Source organism: Streptococcus sp. SN-1, assembly GCF_041154385.1.
In the GTDB taxonomy this organism is placed as follows: Bacteria; Bacillota; Bacilli; order Lactobacillales; family Streptococcaceae; genus Streptococcus; species Streptococcus mitis_CT.
Genome location: NZ_AP028929.1, coordinates 1,286,414 through 1,301,813 on the forward strand (window position 1 = coordinate 1,286,414; position 15,400 = coordinate 1,301,813).

Annotated in this window: 17 protein-coding genes, 2 tRNA genes and 1 pseudogene; 7 read left to right on the forward strand and 13 right to left on the reverse strand. The window is 40.1% G+C overall.

Going from position 1 to position 15,400, the window contains the following annotated elements; translation table 11 throughout:
* The first annotated feature begins 15 nt into the window (after nt 1–15).
* The 7 genes from ACAM22_RS05730 (at nt 16) to ACAM22_RS05760 (ending at nt 4,056) form a co-directional block, all read left to right on the forward strand.
* Nucleotides 16–840, forward strand: a complete 825-nt coding sequence (locus ACAM22_RS05730; protein WP_261050112.1) for an ATP-binding protein — start codon at nt 16–18, stop codon at nt 838–840.
* A gap of 24 nt (nt 841–864) precedes the next feature.
* Complete coding sequence (locus tag ACAM22_RS05735; RefSeq protein WP_261050113.1) at nt 865–1,323, forward strand: hypothetical protein; 459 nt, start codon at nt 865–867, stop codon at nt 1,321–1,323.
* Between the two features lie 98 nt (nt 1,324–1,421).
* Entirely contained in the window at nt 1,422–1,931 is a 510-nt protein-coding gene (locus tag ACAM22_RS05740; protein WP_261050413.1) for a hypothetical protein, read from the forward strand.
* A gap of 482 nt (nt 1,932–2,413) precedes the next feature.
* On the forward strand, nt 2,414–2,833 hold the full coding sequence (locus tag ACAM22_RS05745) for a DUF1492 domain-containing protein (protein WP_261050115.1): 420 nt from the start codon (nt 2,414–2,416) through the stop codon (nt 2,831–2,833).
* A gap of 222 nt (nt 2,834–3,055) precedes the next feature.
* Nucleotides 3,056–3,235 carry a type II toxin-antitoxin system HicA family toxin gene (locus ACAM22_RS05750; protein ID WP_001132280.1) on the forward strand — a complete coding sequence of 60 codons (180 nt, stop codon included), beginning with the start codon at nt 3,056–3,058 and terminating at the stop codon, nt 3,233–3,235.
* 42 nt (nt 3,236–3,277) lie between these two features.
* Nucleotides 3,278–3,730, forward strand: coding sequence for a type II toxin-antitoxin system HicB family antitoxin (locus ACAM22_RS05755; protein WP_261050117.1), 453 nt, complete (start codon nt 3,278–3,280; stop codon nt 3,728–3,730).
* Nucleotides 3,731–3,846: 116 nt separating this feature from the next.
* Nucleotides 3,847–4,056, forward strand: a complete 210-nt coding sequence (locus ACAM22_RS05760; RefSeq protein WP_075232023.1) for a hypothetical protein — start codon at nt 3,847–3,849, stop codon at nt 4,054–4,056.
* A 591-nt stretch (nt 4,057–4,647) separates the two neighbouring features.
* On the opposite strand, the pseudogene ACAM22_RS05765 reads toward ACAM22_RS05760, so the two are convergent.
* The 13 genes and pseudogenes from ACAM22_RS05765 to ACAM22_RS05825 form a co-directional block, all read right to left on the reverse strand.
* A pseudogene (locus ACAM22_RS05765) lies at nt 4,648–5,488 on the reverse strand (IS630 family transposase).
* Between the two features lie 299 nt (nt 5,489–5,787).
* Nucleotides 5,788–7,200 carry a Fe-S cluster assembly protein SufB gene (gene sufB / locus ACAM22_RS05770; protein ID WP_369606499.1) on the reverse strand — a complete coding sequence of 471 codons (1,413 nt, stop codon included), beginning with the start codon at nt 7,198–7,200 and terminating at the stop codon, nt 5,788–5,790.
* Nucleotides 7,201–7,257: 57 nt separating this feature from the next.
* The gene (gene sufU, locus ACAM22_RS05775) at nt 7,258–7,698 is read right to left on the reverse strand and encodes a Fe-S cluster assembly sulfur transfer protein SufU (RefSeq protein WP_369606500.1); all 441 of its coding nucleotides are present in this window, start codon (nt 7,696–7,698) and stop codon (nt 7,258–7,260) included.
* The gene (locus tag ACAM22_RS05780) at nt 7,685–8,911 is read right to left on the reverse strand and encodes a cysteine desulfurase (RefSeq protein ID WP_261050125.1); all 1,227 of its coding nucleotides are present in this window, start codon (nt 8,909–8,911) and stop codon (nt 7,685–7,687) included. Before ACAM22_RS05780 ends, sufU begins: the two co-directional genes overlap by 14 nt.
* A 10-nt stretch (nt 8,912–8,921) precedes the next feature.
* Nucleotides 8,922–10,184, reverse strand: a complete 1,263-nt coding sequence (sufD, locus tag ACAM22_RS05785) for a Fe-S cluster assembly protein SufD (RefSeq protein WP_261050126.1) — start codon at nt 10,182–10,184, stop codon at nt 8,922–8,924.
* A gap of 27 nt (nt 10,185–10,211) precedes the next feature.
* Nucleotides 10,212–10,982: a Fe-S cluster assembly ATPase SufC gene (gene sufC / locus ACAM22_RS05790; protein ID WP_261050128.1), complete on the reverse strand. Its 771-nt coding sequence runs from the start codon at nt 10,980–10,982 to the stop codon at nt 10,212–10,214.
* Nucleotides 10,983–11,132: 150 nt separating this feature from the next.
* The gene (locus tag ACAM22_RS05795; protein ID WP_001081602.1) at nt 11,133–11,327 is read right to left on the reverse strand and encodes a DUF3272 domain-containing protein; all 195 of its coding nucleotides are present in this window, start codon (nt 11,325–11,327) and stop codon (nt 11,133–11,135) included.
* 27 nt (nt 11,328–11,354) lie between these two features.
* Nucleotides 11,355–13,010: a DNA polymerase III subunit gamma/tau gene (gene dnaX, locus ACAM22_RS05800; RefSeq protein WP_261050130.1), complete on the reverse strand. Its 1,656-nt coding sequence runs from the start codon at nt 13,008–13,010 to the stop codon at nt 11,355–11,357.
* Nucleotides 13,010–13,507 (reverse strand): GAF domain-containing protein, encoded by a 498-nt coding sequence (locus ACAM22_RS05805; protein ID WP_261043778.1) that lies wholly within the window; start codon nt 13,505–13,507, stop codon nt 13,010–13,012. The genes dnaX and ACAM22_RS05805 overlap by 1 nt, the downstream gene beginning before the upstream one ends.
* Nucleotides 13,508–13,592: 85 nt before the next feature.
* Complete coding sequence (gene rpsA / locus ACAM22_RS05810) at nt 13,593–14,795, reverse strand: 30S ribosomal protein S1 (protein ID WP_261043780.1); 1,203 nt, start codon at nt 14,793–14,795, stop codon at nt 13,593–13,595.
* A 161-nt stretch (nt 14,796–14,956) separates the two neighbouring features.
* A tRNA-Gln gene (locus ACAM22_RS05815) sits at nt 14,957–15,028 on the reverse strand.
* 9 nt (nt 15,029–15,037) lie between these two features.
* A tRNA-Tyr gene (locus ACAM22_RS05820) sits at nt 15,038–15,118 on the reverse strand.
* 49 nt (nt 15,119–15,167) lie between these two features.
* On the reverse strand, nt 15,168–15,398 hold the full coding sequence (locus tag ACAM22_RS05825) for a DUF2969 domain-containing protein (protein WP_000037113.1): 231 nt from the start codon (nt 15,396–15,398) through the stop codon (nt 15,168–15,170).
* Between the last annotated feature and the right edge of the window lie 2 nt (nt 15,399–15,400).

A 15,400-nucleotide genomic window follows, 5' to 3' on the forward strand; every position in this document is an offset into this window, starting at 1 on the left:
CGGAGAGGAGAATCAATGGAATTACTGAATACAGACCAGCTTAATGAAAAAATAAAGGTGACTGATAAGCTTTGTCCAACTCATCAGATTAACCTGGTACAATTCAAAAAGCCAGATGGTTATACATCACCCTACTGCATGGAATGTACTAGGGAGAACATTAAACAGACGGAGCTAGAGGGCATAGAAAAAGCCCTAGGGCATGATCTGGACTCTTCAACCTATGATGTGCTAGTGCGTGAAAGTACGGTGTCAAATGAGCTGAGAGAGGCCTCTTTTAGCACTTTCAAAGCCGAGACAAAAGAGGAACACGAGGCCAAGGAGTTTGCTATCAAGCAAGCTAAGCAGTACCTAAATGGCATGACAGGAAACACGCTGATTATGGGCAAACCAGGCACTGGTAAAAGTCATTTATGCTATTCCATGGCCAAAGCCATCAACGAGGGTTATAAGGTTAAGAATGACCCTAAGAGCGTCCTCTTTGTCAGCATTGCTGAAATCGTCACGCGCATTCAGTCAGGTTGGCAGTATAGGCAGAGTGATTTTACAGAGTATGACGCCTTGAAGCTGCTGACTGAGGTTGACTATCTCTTTATTGACGATTTAGGTACAGAAAGCGTTATGAATAGCCGAAAAGATGAGGCTAATAACTGGGTACAGACCTTTCTTTTCAAGATTTTTGATAGGCGGGAAACAACTATCATCAATACCAACCACAACGGAAAAGAGTTGGCCAGAATTTATAATGACAAGCTAGTCAGTCGAATTGGCAAACGGTCAGAGGGGAATGTATACAACATGACAGACATCAAAGACAAGAGGATGAAGCGTAATTTTTAACCAAATAAAAAAAGGAGGAATCCCATGATAGAACCAGCATACTTTGAACAGGCAGATCAGGAACTGGAGGAACTCAATCACAAACGTGACTATTTTATGGCGGATGCAACACCAGTATGTCTTGAAGATACGCCTAAACTGATTGAACTAGGTGAGAAGCTCCGGACGGAAGACACCAGCATCAACGCCTATGAATTATACAGAAACCCTGAAGCGCGTGCAAAGCTATTCGCCCAAATCACGGAAGCCTGCTTCTTGCTGATTGCAGATAGTTCACCAGTACCAGTGCAGCCAACACAAGCACAGCGAATACATTTTTGCGAGTACTTGGAAGGACAGTTCCAGAATATCATTAAGAAGTTGATTGCAGGCACTGACAAGCAAGTTCTGGAGTCTTTACTTGAAGCTTTGCAACTGCCCAAAGAAAAACAAGCCCAATTTGTCCGTGATGTGATAGTAAGTGGCTTACTCAGTGAAGAATAGTAACAAAGGGGCATTGCCTCTTTTTGTGGTTTAATTGCTACTTATCCCAATAGATTTGGGTTTTTCTGTATATGGAGATTTTGGAGCGGATGAAAACTATAAAATCAATAGCTATTGAAACATTTATAAAACCAATGAAAAACAAGAATATCAGTCATGGTATAGCTGAGTTGGACGGTAGAAAACTAGAGATAGACTTAGATAACCTGTATATCACCTTTGGGAGTAATCATTTTGATTTAGCAAGTATACCAGGAACCAAGGGAGGGAATCGCTACTTCTTTCTCTGTCCTATTTGTGGTAATCGATGCAGAAAACTCTATAAGAGACTTTTGCTATATGGTTGTGGATCATGCCAGAAAACACACAAATCAACACTGAATCGAAGTAAAACAGATTGTCAATACTACTGGGAGCTTGCACTGAAAGAAGCTAGAAAGGTAGAACCTGGGTGGAGTCCTAGACGTGGCGGATATATGTTTGATAGTTTCCCAGAAAGACCAAAATACATGAGACAGAAACGATATTACAAGCATTATCAAAAGTTTGTTAACTACACCAGAAAAGGAGATAGCTTTTGGCTGAATGGTTTGAGATCCCTGAGATAATTTGTAGTAGGGTGCAATTTACAAAACAAACAAATACTACATATTAGACGGTTTAAATGTTAAAAAAGCTAGATATATCAAGGATTTAAGTAAGTAGAGCGTTCCAAAAAAAGAGTGCGGTAAGCGTTCCAAAAAAGGGTGAGATAAGGGTGAGGTTGCATATATAAAAAGTATGAGGTTGCGTATTTAAAAATACTAAGGTTTTACCAAGGTACAGGGCTTTTTTTCTAGTGATAGAACCCCAAGGTTACCACAAGGTATAGCTACTTTTTTAGAACCATAGAATGGTGAGGTTTTGGTGAGGTATCGAAGTTTTACAATGGTAAGGTTTTGGTAAGGTAGTGGCAAAAAATATGCCTGACAAATGAGAAGATTACATAGCTTGAAGCTAGAGCGAACATAGAGAAAATGCAAAAAAGCCAAGGCACTCCGCCTCAGCTATAATCTCAATAATATTATTATATCACACAGGAGGCCAAGGCATGACACCAGAGCAGGTAAAAGAAAAACTAGAGGGCGTTAAGTGGATCAATAAAGAAATTAAAGGTTTATATTTGGAATTGGAAGCCTTGGAAGGTGGTATTATCAAAAAGCAAGAACTGAGCACTACCAGAGTACAAACAAGCAGGGTAAATACAGCAGAGAATAACCTTATAAGTGTTCTAAAGCTAAAAGAGGACACTTTACAGAGAATTGAGCGACTTACTGAGGAGAGAATGGAAGTATCCAGGTTAATCGATAAGCTGGCCAATCCGCTTGAGCGTTCCGTCCTCAGGCTGTTCTACTTGAATGTTCTCGACGCTTGGCAGGTTGCTGAGGAAATAGGGAAATCTAAATCTTTGGTATATCGAGTAAGGCAGGAAGCTATAGAACACTTAACAGGTATGGTAAATGGGGATTGATTTAACCTTACTACAGGAACTAGTGCGTATAGGGAGCCCTAGACTTCATATTTGCCCCTATTTCGCTTTGTTTTGGGGCAGATGACTAAAAACACAACGGACAACTAGAAGCTCTTAGAAACGATTCTAGGGGCTTTTGTAACGCGACAGAATAATGAGTAAAACCTCTTTACAATACGTGTAATACGTGTTATAATAATACTGTCAGGAGGTAAAAGCGCTATGCCTATGACACAAAAAGAGATGGTCAAACTCCTTACGGCTCATGGTTGGATAAAAACCAAAGGCGGTAAAGGCTCCCATGTTAAAATGGAGAAGGAAGGGGAAAGACCTATCACTGTCCCTCATGGTGAACTTAATAAGTACACTGAAAGAGGGATAAGAAAGCAAGCAGGACTGTAATAAAGGCAGTCCCCCGCTTGTCTTTGATTTTGGAGGTAAACTATGCTTGTCACTTATCCAGCTTTATTTTATTATGACGATACAGACGGAGCTAACGCCCCTTACTTTGTAACTTTCCCAGATTTTGAACATTCAGCAACTCAAGGGGAGGATATGGCAGACGCTATGGCAATGGCCAGCGATTGGCTCGGTATTAACCTAGCTGATTATATCGAGAATGGGCGAGAAATTCCTACCCCTACTCCTATTAACGCTTTATCTTTGGCTTCTAACAACCCTTTCCAGGATGATGAGGACATAGATCTAGTCTATGATCCTAGTAAATCTTTTATCTCTATGGTTATGGTTGACGTTGCAGAATATCTAGGCAGTCAAGAGCCTGTTAAAAAAACCCTAACCATTCCACGTTGGGCGGATACATTAGGGCGTGACCTAGGGTTGAACTTCTCACAGACCCTAACAGATGCTATTGCTGATAAAAAAATCCATGCTTAATAATTAACTATGATATAATTGACTTATAAACAGGGCTTTTCCATCTCCCCTTGAAACAGTTCATTCTGCAGTAGGAGGTGGGACGGTTCTGTTTTTACCATAAAGGAGTATTTAACATGGCAAAAGTTAAAGAAAAATGGAACCCAACAATATCACATATTGTCCCTAAAGGTACCAAACTAGCAGACGGTACAATATTAGACAAAGAAACAACCTTAACACAAGAAGAATTTACTAAAAATCCCCCTGTTATTCCAGCAGGACACCCTTATTATAATCTTTTAGCTAGAATAAGCAGAGAGGAAATAGAAAAGGAAGAGCTATAGAACCAAGAAGCAGTAAAATATAGTAGTTTTGCGCGTGATATTCGCTTGAAAATGACTTGCTAAGATCAACAAAATTGATAACCACGCGCTTTTAGCTATCTCACCTTTTCGCTAGCTAAAACAACCAATGCGCGTGATAAACATGGTATAATATATTCACAGCTTGAGGCTTGCATAGTCTATCCGATTAGGGAGAGTTAGACCGTGAGGTCACACACTCCCTTTTTTGGTATAATAAACCTATCAGATAAGCAAAAACAACTAAAAAAGCGTAGCTGATGACTACGCTAGTTCTTGCCTGCTGAACTCGTAAATTATTGACCTATTTTAGGTCTTTTTTTACTCCCCTTTTTATGGACTTTGGGAGAATATTATAGGTCATTTGTGACTATGTTTTTTCAAAAAGTCCACAAAAATAAAGCCTATAAACTCCTATTTGAAGCCATTCCTAGACACTTTTCAGAATTTCTTCGAAAGTCATGTTATTCTCCTTTTATTCTACATTCTTCATTTAATTATAACAAAAAACCGTTGTGCAACGGCTTTTTGACTCATTTTAAATCAAAATCAATAAGCATTTTATAATTATAGTCATTTAGTTTTAAAAAAGCGTTCCAAACATTCAAAAATATTTGGGACTTCCCTTAATAAATCAGTCACTTTCTTCTTCAAAATATCTCAAACTTGCTCAATAGGATTCAAATCTGGGGAATAAGGCTGTAGAGATAAGAAAAAGTGTTTATCTTGAATGCAGTTTTCATCCAAAATGTTCTTGGGATGAAAACTAGCATTGTCCATGACAATGACATGAGGTGTCTTCAAAGTAGGCGAGAGCTACGTTTTGAACCACTCCACAAAGAAATCGCTCGTCATACTTTCCTTGTAAATCATGGGAGCTATAAACTCTCCATCTACTTGTCCTGCAACAATTGAAGTCCGCTAATCTTTTCATGGACTTTTTCCCCTCTAGAAGCCCGTGTATAAGGACGATAGAGGTAGCGGTCGATTCCCGTTTCGTCAATATATACGACTGGTAAATCTTTTAGGTTATCCAAAATATCAAGAAATTCAGCGACTTTCTCAGAATCTTGTTCCTTAAAGCTAGTCATCTTTTTTAAAGTGATATGAATTTGCTTTAAAGCTGCCCAGACTGAAGGGACAGCACAATCAAAATGTGCCACAATTTCCCGTAAAAAAGCGTCTAGATGAGCGTCTAGATGAGCCTCTACAAAGACTTTCAATTCCTCTAAAGGAATCTTTCGCTTTTTGACTACTCGCTTTTTTCGCTCTAAGTATCCTTGTTCACGTCTTTCTTTTCCCACGTGAAGAGAGTTCTGTCGCCAACATCAAAAATTTTAGCTGCCTCGACATGGCTGTGTCCTTCTTTGATGTAATCTAATGCTCCTTGTTTAAAATCTCTACTATATGCTATAGCTTTATTATAAGATGCTTATTTTAAACTAAACAACTATACCCTGGCTTGAACTGACTATTTTATATATTGTCTTACTTCGTCCTCACAAAAATATATCAAAAATCAAAAGCGCTTAGGAAAAAACTCTATTTCATGAGAGAATACAATAAATCTTCCCACAATAAAACGCATAATATCAAGTTTTTTTGGCACCTGATATCATGCATTTTCTGTTCTTAAAATATTTTTTCTCAGTCTCTTTTTGTTACAAGTTCATCTTCAAAGTCCTTGATTTTTAGTAAATCTAAAATCAAATTTTATCCAACTGACCCTTCCATTTCATAGCTAATCAAGCGGTTCAGCTCAACAGCATACTCCATTGGAAGTTCTTTTGTAAAGGGCTCTACAAATCCCATGACAATCATCTCAGTTGCTTCAGATTCTGACAATCCACGGCTCATGAGGTAATAGAGTTGTTCCTCTGAAATCTTAGAAACCTTGGCTTCGTGTTCCAAAGCAACTTGCGAGTTGTGAATTTCATTAAATGGAATAGTATCTGATGCTGATAAGTCATCCATGATAATAGTATCACACTCAATATGAGAAACAGATTTCTTAGAGTTTTTGTTAAAGGTTACTTGTCCACGGTAGTCAACCTTCCCTCCGCCTTTAGCGATAGATTTAGACACAATAGACGAGCTAGTATGTGGAGCATTGTGGATCATCTTAGCACCAGTATCTTGGTGTTGCCCTGCATTAGCAAAGGCAATAGAAAGCATGGTACCACGCGCCCCTTCTCCATCTAGGTAAACAGATGGGTATTTCATGGTTGTTTTGGCACCCAAGTTTCCATCAATCCACTCAACAGTGGCATCCTTTTGAGCCTTAGCACGCTTTGTTACCAAGTTATAGACGTTATCAGACCAGTTTTGGATGGTTGTATAACGCATATAAGCACCATCCAAGGCAAAAATTTCTACGATGGCAGCATGCAAACTGTTGCTTGAATAAGTTGGTGCTGTACAGCCTTCTACATAATGGACACTTGCTCCCTCATCAACGATAATCAAGGTACGTTCAAACTGACCAGTATTTTCGTTGTTGATACGGAAGTAAGTTTGAAGTGGAATATCCACTTTGACCCCTTTTGGTACGTAGATAAAGGTTCCACCAGACCATACTGCTGAGTTGAGGGCAGCCAATTTGTTATCTGTTGGCGGTACCAACTTAGCAAAGTATTGTTTAAACAAGTCTGGGTATTCCTTGAGGGCAGAATCTGTATCTGTAAAGATAATCCCCAATTTCTGGAACTCTTCCTTCATGTTGTGGTAAACCACTTCTGACTCGTACTGGACAGAGGCACCTGCTAAATAAGCACGCTCAGCTTCCGGAATCCCGATACGTTCAAAGGTTTCTTTAATTTTTTCAGGAACCTCATCCCAAGAACGGGCTGGTTTATCAGATGGTTTTTGGTAGTAGATCAGGTCATCAAAATCAATCTCTGACAAGTCTGCTCCCCAAGTTTGCATAGGCATTTTTTTGAAGGTTTCATAAGACTTCAAACGGAATTCTAACATCCACTCAGGTTCTCCCTTAGCAGCTGATAGTTCACGAATGACATCTTCGTTCAATCCTTTTCCTGTCGATAGGACAGGCTCTACATCATCATGGAAACCAAATTTATATTCACCAAGGTCAATTGGTTTTGGTTCTACTCTTTCTTCAGCCATAATATCCTTTCTTTCATTCTTCATTTCTACTGATTCATAAGACAAAAGAAACTTGCCTTACTTGTTTTCTTGATTTTCAATTGTTTTCTTGAGGGCGTTCCAAGCTAAGGTTGCACACTTGATTCGTTGAGGGAATTTGGCAACACCTGACAAGAAAGCTGCATCGCCTAGTTGATCTTGGCGTTCATCTTTTTGGCCTTGAACCATTTCAGAAAAAATAGTCGCAAGTTCTAAAATTTCTTGTTTAGTTCTGCCTAAAACTGCATCTGTCATCATGCTAGCAGAGGCAGTTGAGATGGTACAACCTGAGTTTAGAAAAGCGATATCCTCCAAGCGGTCATCTGCATCAAACTTGACGGAGAGATTAATCACATCCCCACAGGTCGGATTGTTGAGACTGATTTGTTCAGCGTCTTCTAACTTCCCTTGATGATGTGGATTTTTCGAATGGTCCGCTACCACTGCCATATAAAGACTATCTAGTTTAGAAAGTGCCATTGAAAAACTCCTTTGTCTTTTGTAAAGCATCGACTAGCTTGTCGCAATCTGCCTTGGTATTGTAGATATAAAAACTTGCGCGAGCTGTTGCTGGGACATCCAAATACTGAAGCAAGGGTTGGGCGCAGTGGTGACCTGCTCGAACAGCCACTCCTTCATAATCCAAAGCAGTCGCAAGGTCGTGAGGATGAAGGTCGCCTAGGTTAAAGGCAATTACACCCGAACGTTGTGCTAAATCCTGTGAACCGTAAATGGTCAAACCTTCAATAGCCTGCAGTTTTGGAAAGACGTAAGAGATTAACTCCTGTTCATGAGCTTCAATCGCATCCATACCAATTTTTTCTAGATAATCTACTGCAGTAGCTAGTCCGATAGCACCTGCCATATTAGGAGTTCCTGCCTCGAATTTCCAAGGCAATTCCTTCCAGCTAGCAGACTGCTCATAAACGAAATCAATCATTTCGCCGCCGAATTCAATTGGTGACATTTGTTCTAGATACTTTTCTTTGCCGTAAAGAACACCGATACCAGTTGGACCCGCCATCTTGTGACCTGAAAAGGCAAAGAAGTCAACATCCAAATCCTGGACATCAATCTTCATATGGGGTGTAGACTGAGCACCATCCACCACCATGACGGCTCCCACTTGGTGGGCCAATTGAGTGATTTCTTTGATTGGACTGACCACACCAAGAATATTTGAGGCGTGAGCTAGCGAAACAAACTTGACTTTATCAGTCAATTTAGCTCGTAAATCATCCATATCCAGAGCACCATCCTTGAGATAGACATAGACAAGCTCAGCTCCAGTCTTGCGGCAGGCCTCTTGCCAAGGAATGATATTGGAATGGTGTTCCATGACAGAAATCAAAACTTGATCTCCCTCAGTCAAGACTTCCTCTGCAAAGCGTGCTACCCAGTTAAGACTGGTTGTCGTTCCCCTCGTAAAGAGAACTTCCTTTGTAGAGCCTGCATTGATAAACTTACGAACGGTTTCACGAGCAGCTTCATAGGAAGCTGTTGCCCTTTCTGCCAAGGTATGAACGCCACGATGAACATTGGCATTGTCCTGCTCATAATAACGGTTAATCGTTTCCAGAACTGCTAGTGGTTTTTGTGTCGTCGCGGCATTATCCAGATAAACCAAAGGTTCATCGTTGACAATCTGGTCTAAAATTGGAAAATCCTTGCGAATCGCTTCTACATCTAACATAGGCTACCCCTTAGCGTTTTGACAATTTTTCTTCGATAGTTGTAATCATTTCATCACGAACTTCCTTGACTGGAATCTCAACGATAACAGATCCAAGGAAACCACGAACAACCAAGCGTTCTGCAGTTGCCTTATCCAAGCCACGGCTCATGAGGTAATACATATCTTCTGGATCTACCTGACCTATAGAAGCCGCGTGTCCTGCAGTTACGTCATTTTCATCAATCAAAAGAATTGGATTGGCATCTGAACGCGCTTGGTCTGAAAGCATGAGAACACGGCTCTCTTGTTGCGCATCTGCCCCCTTAGCACCCTTAATAATGTGGCCAATACCATTGAAGGTCAAGGTTGCTTTTTCAAGAATAACCCCATGTTGGAGGATATTTCCGATTGAATTGCAACCATAGTTAGTTACTCGGGTATCAATCCCTTGTACCTGACGGCCACTTGAAAGAGCTACCACTTTAAGGTCGGCATGGCTACCATTACCAATCAAGTCACTATCAAAATCCGCAACGACGTTTCCTTCGTTCATGACACCGATTGCCCAGTCAATGCTTGCATCGTTGCCTAATTTACCACGACGGCTAATGTAAGCAGTGACGTTTTCACCTAGACGGTCGATCGCAGCAAACTTCACTTGAGCACCAGAACGTGCAATTACTTCAACAGTAATGTTTGCAGTTGCTTTGGCACTTCCTTCACCGCGTGACTCTAAACGCTCCAGATAACTAATCTTAGAATTTTTACCAGCGATAATCATAATATGCTTGTTAAACGGCACATCACTATCGCTGTCTTGATAGAAAATTCCTTCGATTGGTTCTTTAATCTCAACATTATCAGGAATGTAGAGAACAGCACCACTGTTGAAATAAGCTGTATGGTAGGCTGCCAACTTATCATCGTCATATTTAACAGATGACATGAAGAATTCCTCAATAAGCTCTGGAATTTCTTCTAAAGCTGTATGGAAATCTGTGAAGACAACACCCTGTTCAGCTAACTCAACTGGAGTTTGCTCAAAAACAGTTTGAGTTCCTACTTGCACCAACTTCAAGTGATTATCTAGTGCAGTGAAATCTGGAACGTTTGCTGATGGCTCACTTTCTGTAATTGTTCCATCACCCAGATTCCAACGGTGGAATTTGACACGCTCAATAACTGGTAATTCCAAAGTCTCAATCTTGTCAAAAGCTTTTTGACGGAGATCAGCCAACCAGCTTGGTTCAGCGTGCATTTCTGAAAAAAGTTTAATATTTTCTTTAGTCATTTACTTCTCCTAAAAGATACGAGGGAATTACAATTCTTCCTTGTAGTCGTAGCCAAGTTCTTCAGCTAGTTTTGCGTATCCTTCACGTTCCAAACGTGCAGCCAATTCTGGACCACCAGAAAGGACAACACGCCCTTCCATCATCACATGTACCACGTCTGGTGTGATGTAGTTCAAAAGACGTTGGTAGTGAGTGATAATCATAGCACCAAAACCTTCACCACGCATGGCATTAACACCTTTCGACACGACTTTAAGAGCGTCAATATCAAGACCAGAGTCAATCTCGTCCAAAAGGGCAAAAGTTGGTTCCAACATCAAAAGTTGAAGAATTTCATTGCGTTTTTTCTCACCACCAGAGAAACCTTCGTTGAGGTAACGCTCTGCCATTTCTTCTTTCATGTTGAGCAATTCCATCTTCTCATCCAATTTAGTGATAAACGCACGAACTGAAATCTTCTCATCGTCTTCCTTACCAGCATTCATAGCTGCACGAAGAAACTCAGCGTTAGTAATACCAGGAATTTCTGATGGGTATTGCATAGCAAGGAAAAGTCCCATACGCGCACGCTCGTCCACTTCCAACTCAAGGATGTTTACGCCATCAAACAAGACCTCACCTTTGGTAACTTCATAGTTTGGATTTCCCATGATAGCGGCAGAAAGAGTCGATTTACCAGTACCATTTGGTCCCATGATAGCGGCGATTTCGCCTGTTTTCAGGGTCAGGTTAACCCCTTTTAAAATTTCTTTTCCTTCAATCTCAACGTGAAGATCTTTGATCTCTAATACTGACATGATAGTTCCTTTCTTTTTCAAGGCCTTTACAGTTCTTACTGGAAACATACTTGATTTCCCTAGAAAATACGGTAAAAGGTCAATAAATATACTTTTATAGTATAACAAAAAAAAGCCTAAAAGGCTTTGATTTTGTCTAGAAGCTGAGGACTAGTCTTTTCCTTTTAAATGCTGGTCAATGACGTCTACAATCTTGCCCATCAAGTAACTAACTCGGAAATTTCTAAAGAGCAAAATGGCCCAAAAGGCTGCCATAATATAACGACCAGTCATCCATGCTTCATTGAAAAAATAGGTCTCAGCAGCTGTAAACAGCGCGATGATAATAAATTGTTGTCTATTCATAAACTTATTGTATCATGAAATCTTTCTTTAGTCTTCCTCTACCTTCACTTTATCAGCCAAAAATTCAAATCCTTCTGGAATCAGGCTTTCTTCTGCTTCTTTTTCAGTTTGAGAAGATTTAGCTTTGGCTGAAAAGGCTGCGCGAACTTCTTTCCATTCCTCCATGGAAATGGCTAAAATCTCAGGTGAAAAACCTGCAGCCTGACTGAGGATGTTGCCAAACATGGTGTTGAGATTGTCCCGTTTCATGGTTTGACCAGCATTGAAGTTAGACTCAAAAGCAAGAATGGCATGGTGTTCATTGGCTGCAACCGGTTGAGAACCAACTAGCAGAGCCTTATCAGGACCTCCAAGACTTTCAATCACCTCTCCCCAGGCATTCTGCAAGCGAATCAGATTTTGACGTGCTAAATCAGGATTTTCGACAGCCTCCTGTAAGATAGATTGAACTTTATTGCGATCCACACGATAGACTGTTTTGCCTGCTGTTGGACGACTAGGAGCTGGATTTGTTGGCTTAGCTACGGTTCCCACATTGGCGAGTTCATGTTTGAGACGGGCAACTTCCTGTCTCAGTGCAGCAATTTCATGTTCAACCGCCCCTGAAAGAGCTGGTTCGGGCTTAATCTCCGCCAAACGGATAGTCATCATCTCAGCATAAATCTTAGGCTGCAAACTAGACTTAATATCTGCCAAACTGACTGTTGCTAAGCGAATCATTTCAAACAAATTTTCTTGAGGAAGAACTAAATTCTCCACAAAGACTGGACTATGATGAGTGTTTTCTCCCCCTGTTTGAACAATTAACAAATCTCTTAAATAGTGCAAAAGGTCGGTCACAAAACGAGTCATGCTCTTACCATTATCAAAGAGAAGATTTAAGCAAGCTAAGGCTTTAGGAACATCCTGCTGAGATAAGGCAGCCACATAATCATCCAAGGCTGACAGACTAATAGTTCCTGTAATTTCTTCAGAGATGGCAGTCGTCAATTCATTTCCCTGTGTCAAACTCAGGGCTTGATCCAAAATAGACAAGGCGTCTCGCATTCCACCTTCAGCCTGTCTGGCAATAATTTCCACAGCCTCTGGTTCAGAACTGATATTTTCTTTTTCTAAGATATAGTGGATATGCTCCTTAATATCCTGTGTCTTAATCGATTTAAATTCAAAACGTTGCACACGGGATAGAATAGTGGCAGGAATCTTGTGCAATTCAGTAGTGGCCAATATAAAGACCACATTCTGTGTTGGCTCTTCCAGCGTCTTTAAGAGGGCATTAAAGGCCCCTGTAGACAGCATGTGAACCTCATCTATGATATAGACCTTATAGCGAGCAAGACTAGGAGCGTAGGTAGATTTATCACGAATTTCACGAATTTCATCTACCCCATTATTAGAAGCCGCATCCATTTCAATGACATCTTCTAAACTACCGTCCGTCACTGCCTGACAAATATAACAGCTATTACAAGGTTCACCTCCAACTTGATTTGGACAGTTCATAGCTTTGGCAAAAATCTTAGCCACACTAGTTTTTCCCGTTCCACGAGGACCAGAAAAAAGATAAGCATGACTTATTTTCTCTTGCTCCACTGCTTGTTTAAGAGTCTTAGCCACGACTTCCTGTCCAACCAACTGAGAGAAGTTTTGACTTCTATATTTTCGATAAAGTGCTTGATACATTAGGCTTTCTCCCCAAACATTGTAAAGTCCCATTCTGTCTTTTCAAGCAAAATAGCGACAAATTGTTCCAAATAATCTCGATCCATAGCATCATAATCATCAATCTCTGAAGAATCCAGATCCAGAACTCCAAGCAATTGACTATTCTTTATCATGGGCACAACAATTTCACTTTTAGCTCGACTATCACAAGAAATATAGTTGGGATAAGTCGTTACATCTCCAACAATAACAGTTTCCTGAGAATGAGCTGCCTCCCCACAAACTCCCTTGCCTAGTGCAATACGGATACAGGAAACACCGCCTTGGAAGGGACCTAAAACCAATTCCTTTCCATCAAACAAATAAAAGCCTGCAAATACAGTATTGGAAAAGCGTGATTTTAAAAGAGCACTGGCGTTGGAAAGATTAGCCAAAACATTGGTTTCACCTTCCAATAAAAAAGAGAGCTCCTCATTTAACATTTGATAACGTGATTGTTTTTCTGATTCTAACATAGAACTATTATATCAAAAAAGGCTTACAGACAAAAGAAAAATCCCTTGTTTAGTAAACAAAGGATTTTGTGAATTTTCAATTTGATTAAAGTTCGATATCACCGAACAAGTCAGCCATTGAGAATCCTGTTTGTGTTTCTGGAAGTTCGAAATCACGTTTTTCTTGACGTTTTGGACGACGTGGACGAGCAGCACGTTTTTCTTCTTTTTGTCCTTCTTCTTGAGCTGGACGCTCTTCAAGAGCTTTGATAGAAAGTGATACGCGCTCTGCATCTGCGTTAACTTCAAGAACTTTAACTTTAACTTCTTGACCAACTTTAAGAGCTTCTTTTGGATTTTCAATACGTTTGTGTGAAATTTGTGATACGTGAACAAGTCCATCGATACCTGGCAATACTTCAACAAATGCACCAAAGTCAGTCAAACGTTTAACTGTTCCTTCAACTACATCACCTTTAGCCAATTTTTGCTCAACGCCATCCCATGGTCCAGGTGTTGTTGCTTTAAGTGAAAGTGATACGCGTCCTTCTTCTTCGTTAAGATCAAGGATTTTCACTTCAATTTCTTCACCAACAGTTACAACTGATTTTGGTGATACGTTACGCTCGTGTGACAATTCAGTCAAGTGAACCAATCCGTCAACACCACCAAGGTCGATGAAAGCACCGAAGCTTGTGATACGTGCAACTTTACCAGTTACAACATCACCAACAGCCAATTTACCGAATACTTCAGCACGAGCTGCTGCAGTAGTTGCTTCAACAACTTCACGACGTGAAAGGATGAAGCGGTTTTCTTTAGCGTCAACTTCTTTGATTTTAGCATCAAATTCTTGACCTACAAAACGCTCAGTATTACGTACGAAACGAGTATCCAACATTGAAGCTGGGATAAATCCACGAACACCTTCAAATTCTACTGAAAGTCCACCTTTAACGGCACGAGTTCCTTTAACAGTAACAACTTCTTCTTCGCGACCAACAAGTTTATCCCATGCTTTGCGAGCTTCAAGGCGTTTTTTAGATACAAGGTATGTAACTGTATCAGTATCTTTACCAACTACTTGACGAAGTACAAGAACATCCAATACTTCTCCTACTTTAACAAAGTCATTGATATCTGCATCGCGATCGTTTGTCAATTCGCGAAGAGTCAAGACACCTTCAACACCAGTTCCAGAGATTGCAACGTTAGCTTGAGTCGCATCAACTGTCAATACTTCAGCACTAACAACATCACCAGTCTCAACTTGGCTAACGCTATTTAGCAAATCTTCAAATTCGTTCATCTAAAAAATCCTCCAACAATCAAGTTTTTCTTAAACTTGACATACTTATAATTTTTTTCCTAAGCACCCGCAAGGACATGTTCATATCGTTCACGTCTTTCAATTATAAAAATAAAATACCCTAAGATATTTTGCTTTTTATCTTGATTATTACCTAAGAACTGGGGTAGCTGGATTCGAACCAACGCATGAGGGAGTCAAAGTCCCTTGCCTTACCGCTTGGCTATACCCCATTGATGAAATGGAGAGAGAGGGATTCGAACCCCCGAACCCGAAGGAGCGGATTTACAGTCCGCCGCGTTTAGCCTCTTCGCTATCTCTCCTACAATCAACATGGACTATTATATCATGAAAATTTCAAAAAAACAAGACTTATTTTGCTAAATTATAATTTTCAATCAAAATTTCCACAGCTTTTTCCAATTTTTTATAAAAACTATCGACATTCCCATTCTTTATGATGGCAAATTGTCCATCTAATTCGGCAATTTCTCCGATAACTTTTTTACCAATGGTCAAGGTATAACCTTCAAAACTGTCTTTTCCCACATTAACTTTAGCATCTGCTACTTGAATTTCGATTTTTTTATCTTTCTTACTCATTT

Excerpts from the sequence above, each read along its gene's own strand:
- ACAM22_RS05730 (WP_261050112.1), top strand. The coding sequence starts at position 16 with ATGGAATTACTGAATACAGACCAGCTTAATGAAAAAATAAAGGTGACT.
- ACAM22_RS05735 (WP_261050113.1), top strand. The coding sequence starts at position 865 with ATGATAGAACCAGCATACTTTGAACAGGCAGATCAGGAACTGGAGGAA.
- ACAM22_RS05745 (WP_261050115.1), top strand. The coding sequence starts at position 2,414 with ATGACACCAGAGCAGGTAAAAGAAAAACTAGAGGGCGTTAAGTGGATC.
- ACAM22_RS05750 (WP_001132280.1), top strand. The coding sequence starts at position 3,056 with ATGCCTATGACACAAAAAGAGATGGTCAAACTCCTTACGGCTCATGGT.
- ACAM22_RS05755 (WP_261050117.1), top strand. The coding sequence starts at position 3,278 with ATGCTTGTCACTTATCCAGCTTTATTTTATTATGACGATACAGACGGA.
- ACAM22_RS05760 (WP_075232023.1), top strand. The coding sequence starts at position 3,847 with ATGGCAAAAGTTAAAGAAAAATGGAACCCAACAATATCACATATTGTC.
- sufB (WP_369606499.1), bottom strand. The coding sequence starts at position 7,200 with ATGGCTGAAGAAAGAGTAGAACCAAAACCAATTGACCTTGGTGAATAT.
- sufU (WP_369606500.1), bottom strand. The coding sequence starts at position 7,698 with ATGGCACTTTCTAAACTAGATAGTCTTTATATGGCAGTGGTAGCGGAC.
- ACAM22_RS05780 (WP_261050125.1), bottom strand. The coding sequence starts at position 8,911 with ATGTTAGATGTAGAAGCGATTCGCAAGGATTTTCCAATTTTAGACCAG.
- sufD (WP_261050126.1), bottom strand. The coding sequence starts at position 10,184 with ATGACTAAAGAAAATATTAAACTTTTTTCAGAAATGCACGCTGAACCA.
- sufC (WP_261050128.1), bottom strand. The coding sequence starts at position 10,982 with ATGTCAGTATTAGAGATCAAAGATCTTCACGTTGAGATTGAAGGAAAA.
- ACAM22_RS05795 (WP_001081602.1), bottom strand. The coding sequence starts at position 11,327 with ATGAATAGACAACAATTTATTATCATCGCGCTGTTTACAGCTGCTGAG.
- dnaX (WP_261050130.1), bottom strand. The coding sequence starts at position 13,010 with ATGTATCAAGCACTTTATCGAAAATATAGAAGTCAAAACTTCTCTCAG.
- ACAM22_RS05805 (WP_261043778.1), bottom strand. The coding sequence starts at position 13,507 with ATGTTAGAATCAGAAAAACAATCACGTTATCAAATGTTAAATGAGGAG.
- rpsA (WP_261043780.1), bottom strand. The coding sequence starts at position 14,795 with ATGAACGAATTTGAAGATTTGCTAAATAGCGTTAGCCAAGTTGAGACT.
- ACAM22_RS05825 (WP_000037113.1), bottom strand. The coding sequence starts at position 15,398 with ATGAGTAAGAAAGATAAAAAAATCGAAATTCAAGTAGCAGATGCTAAA.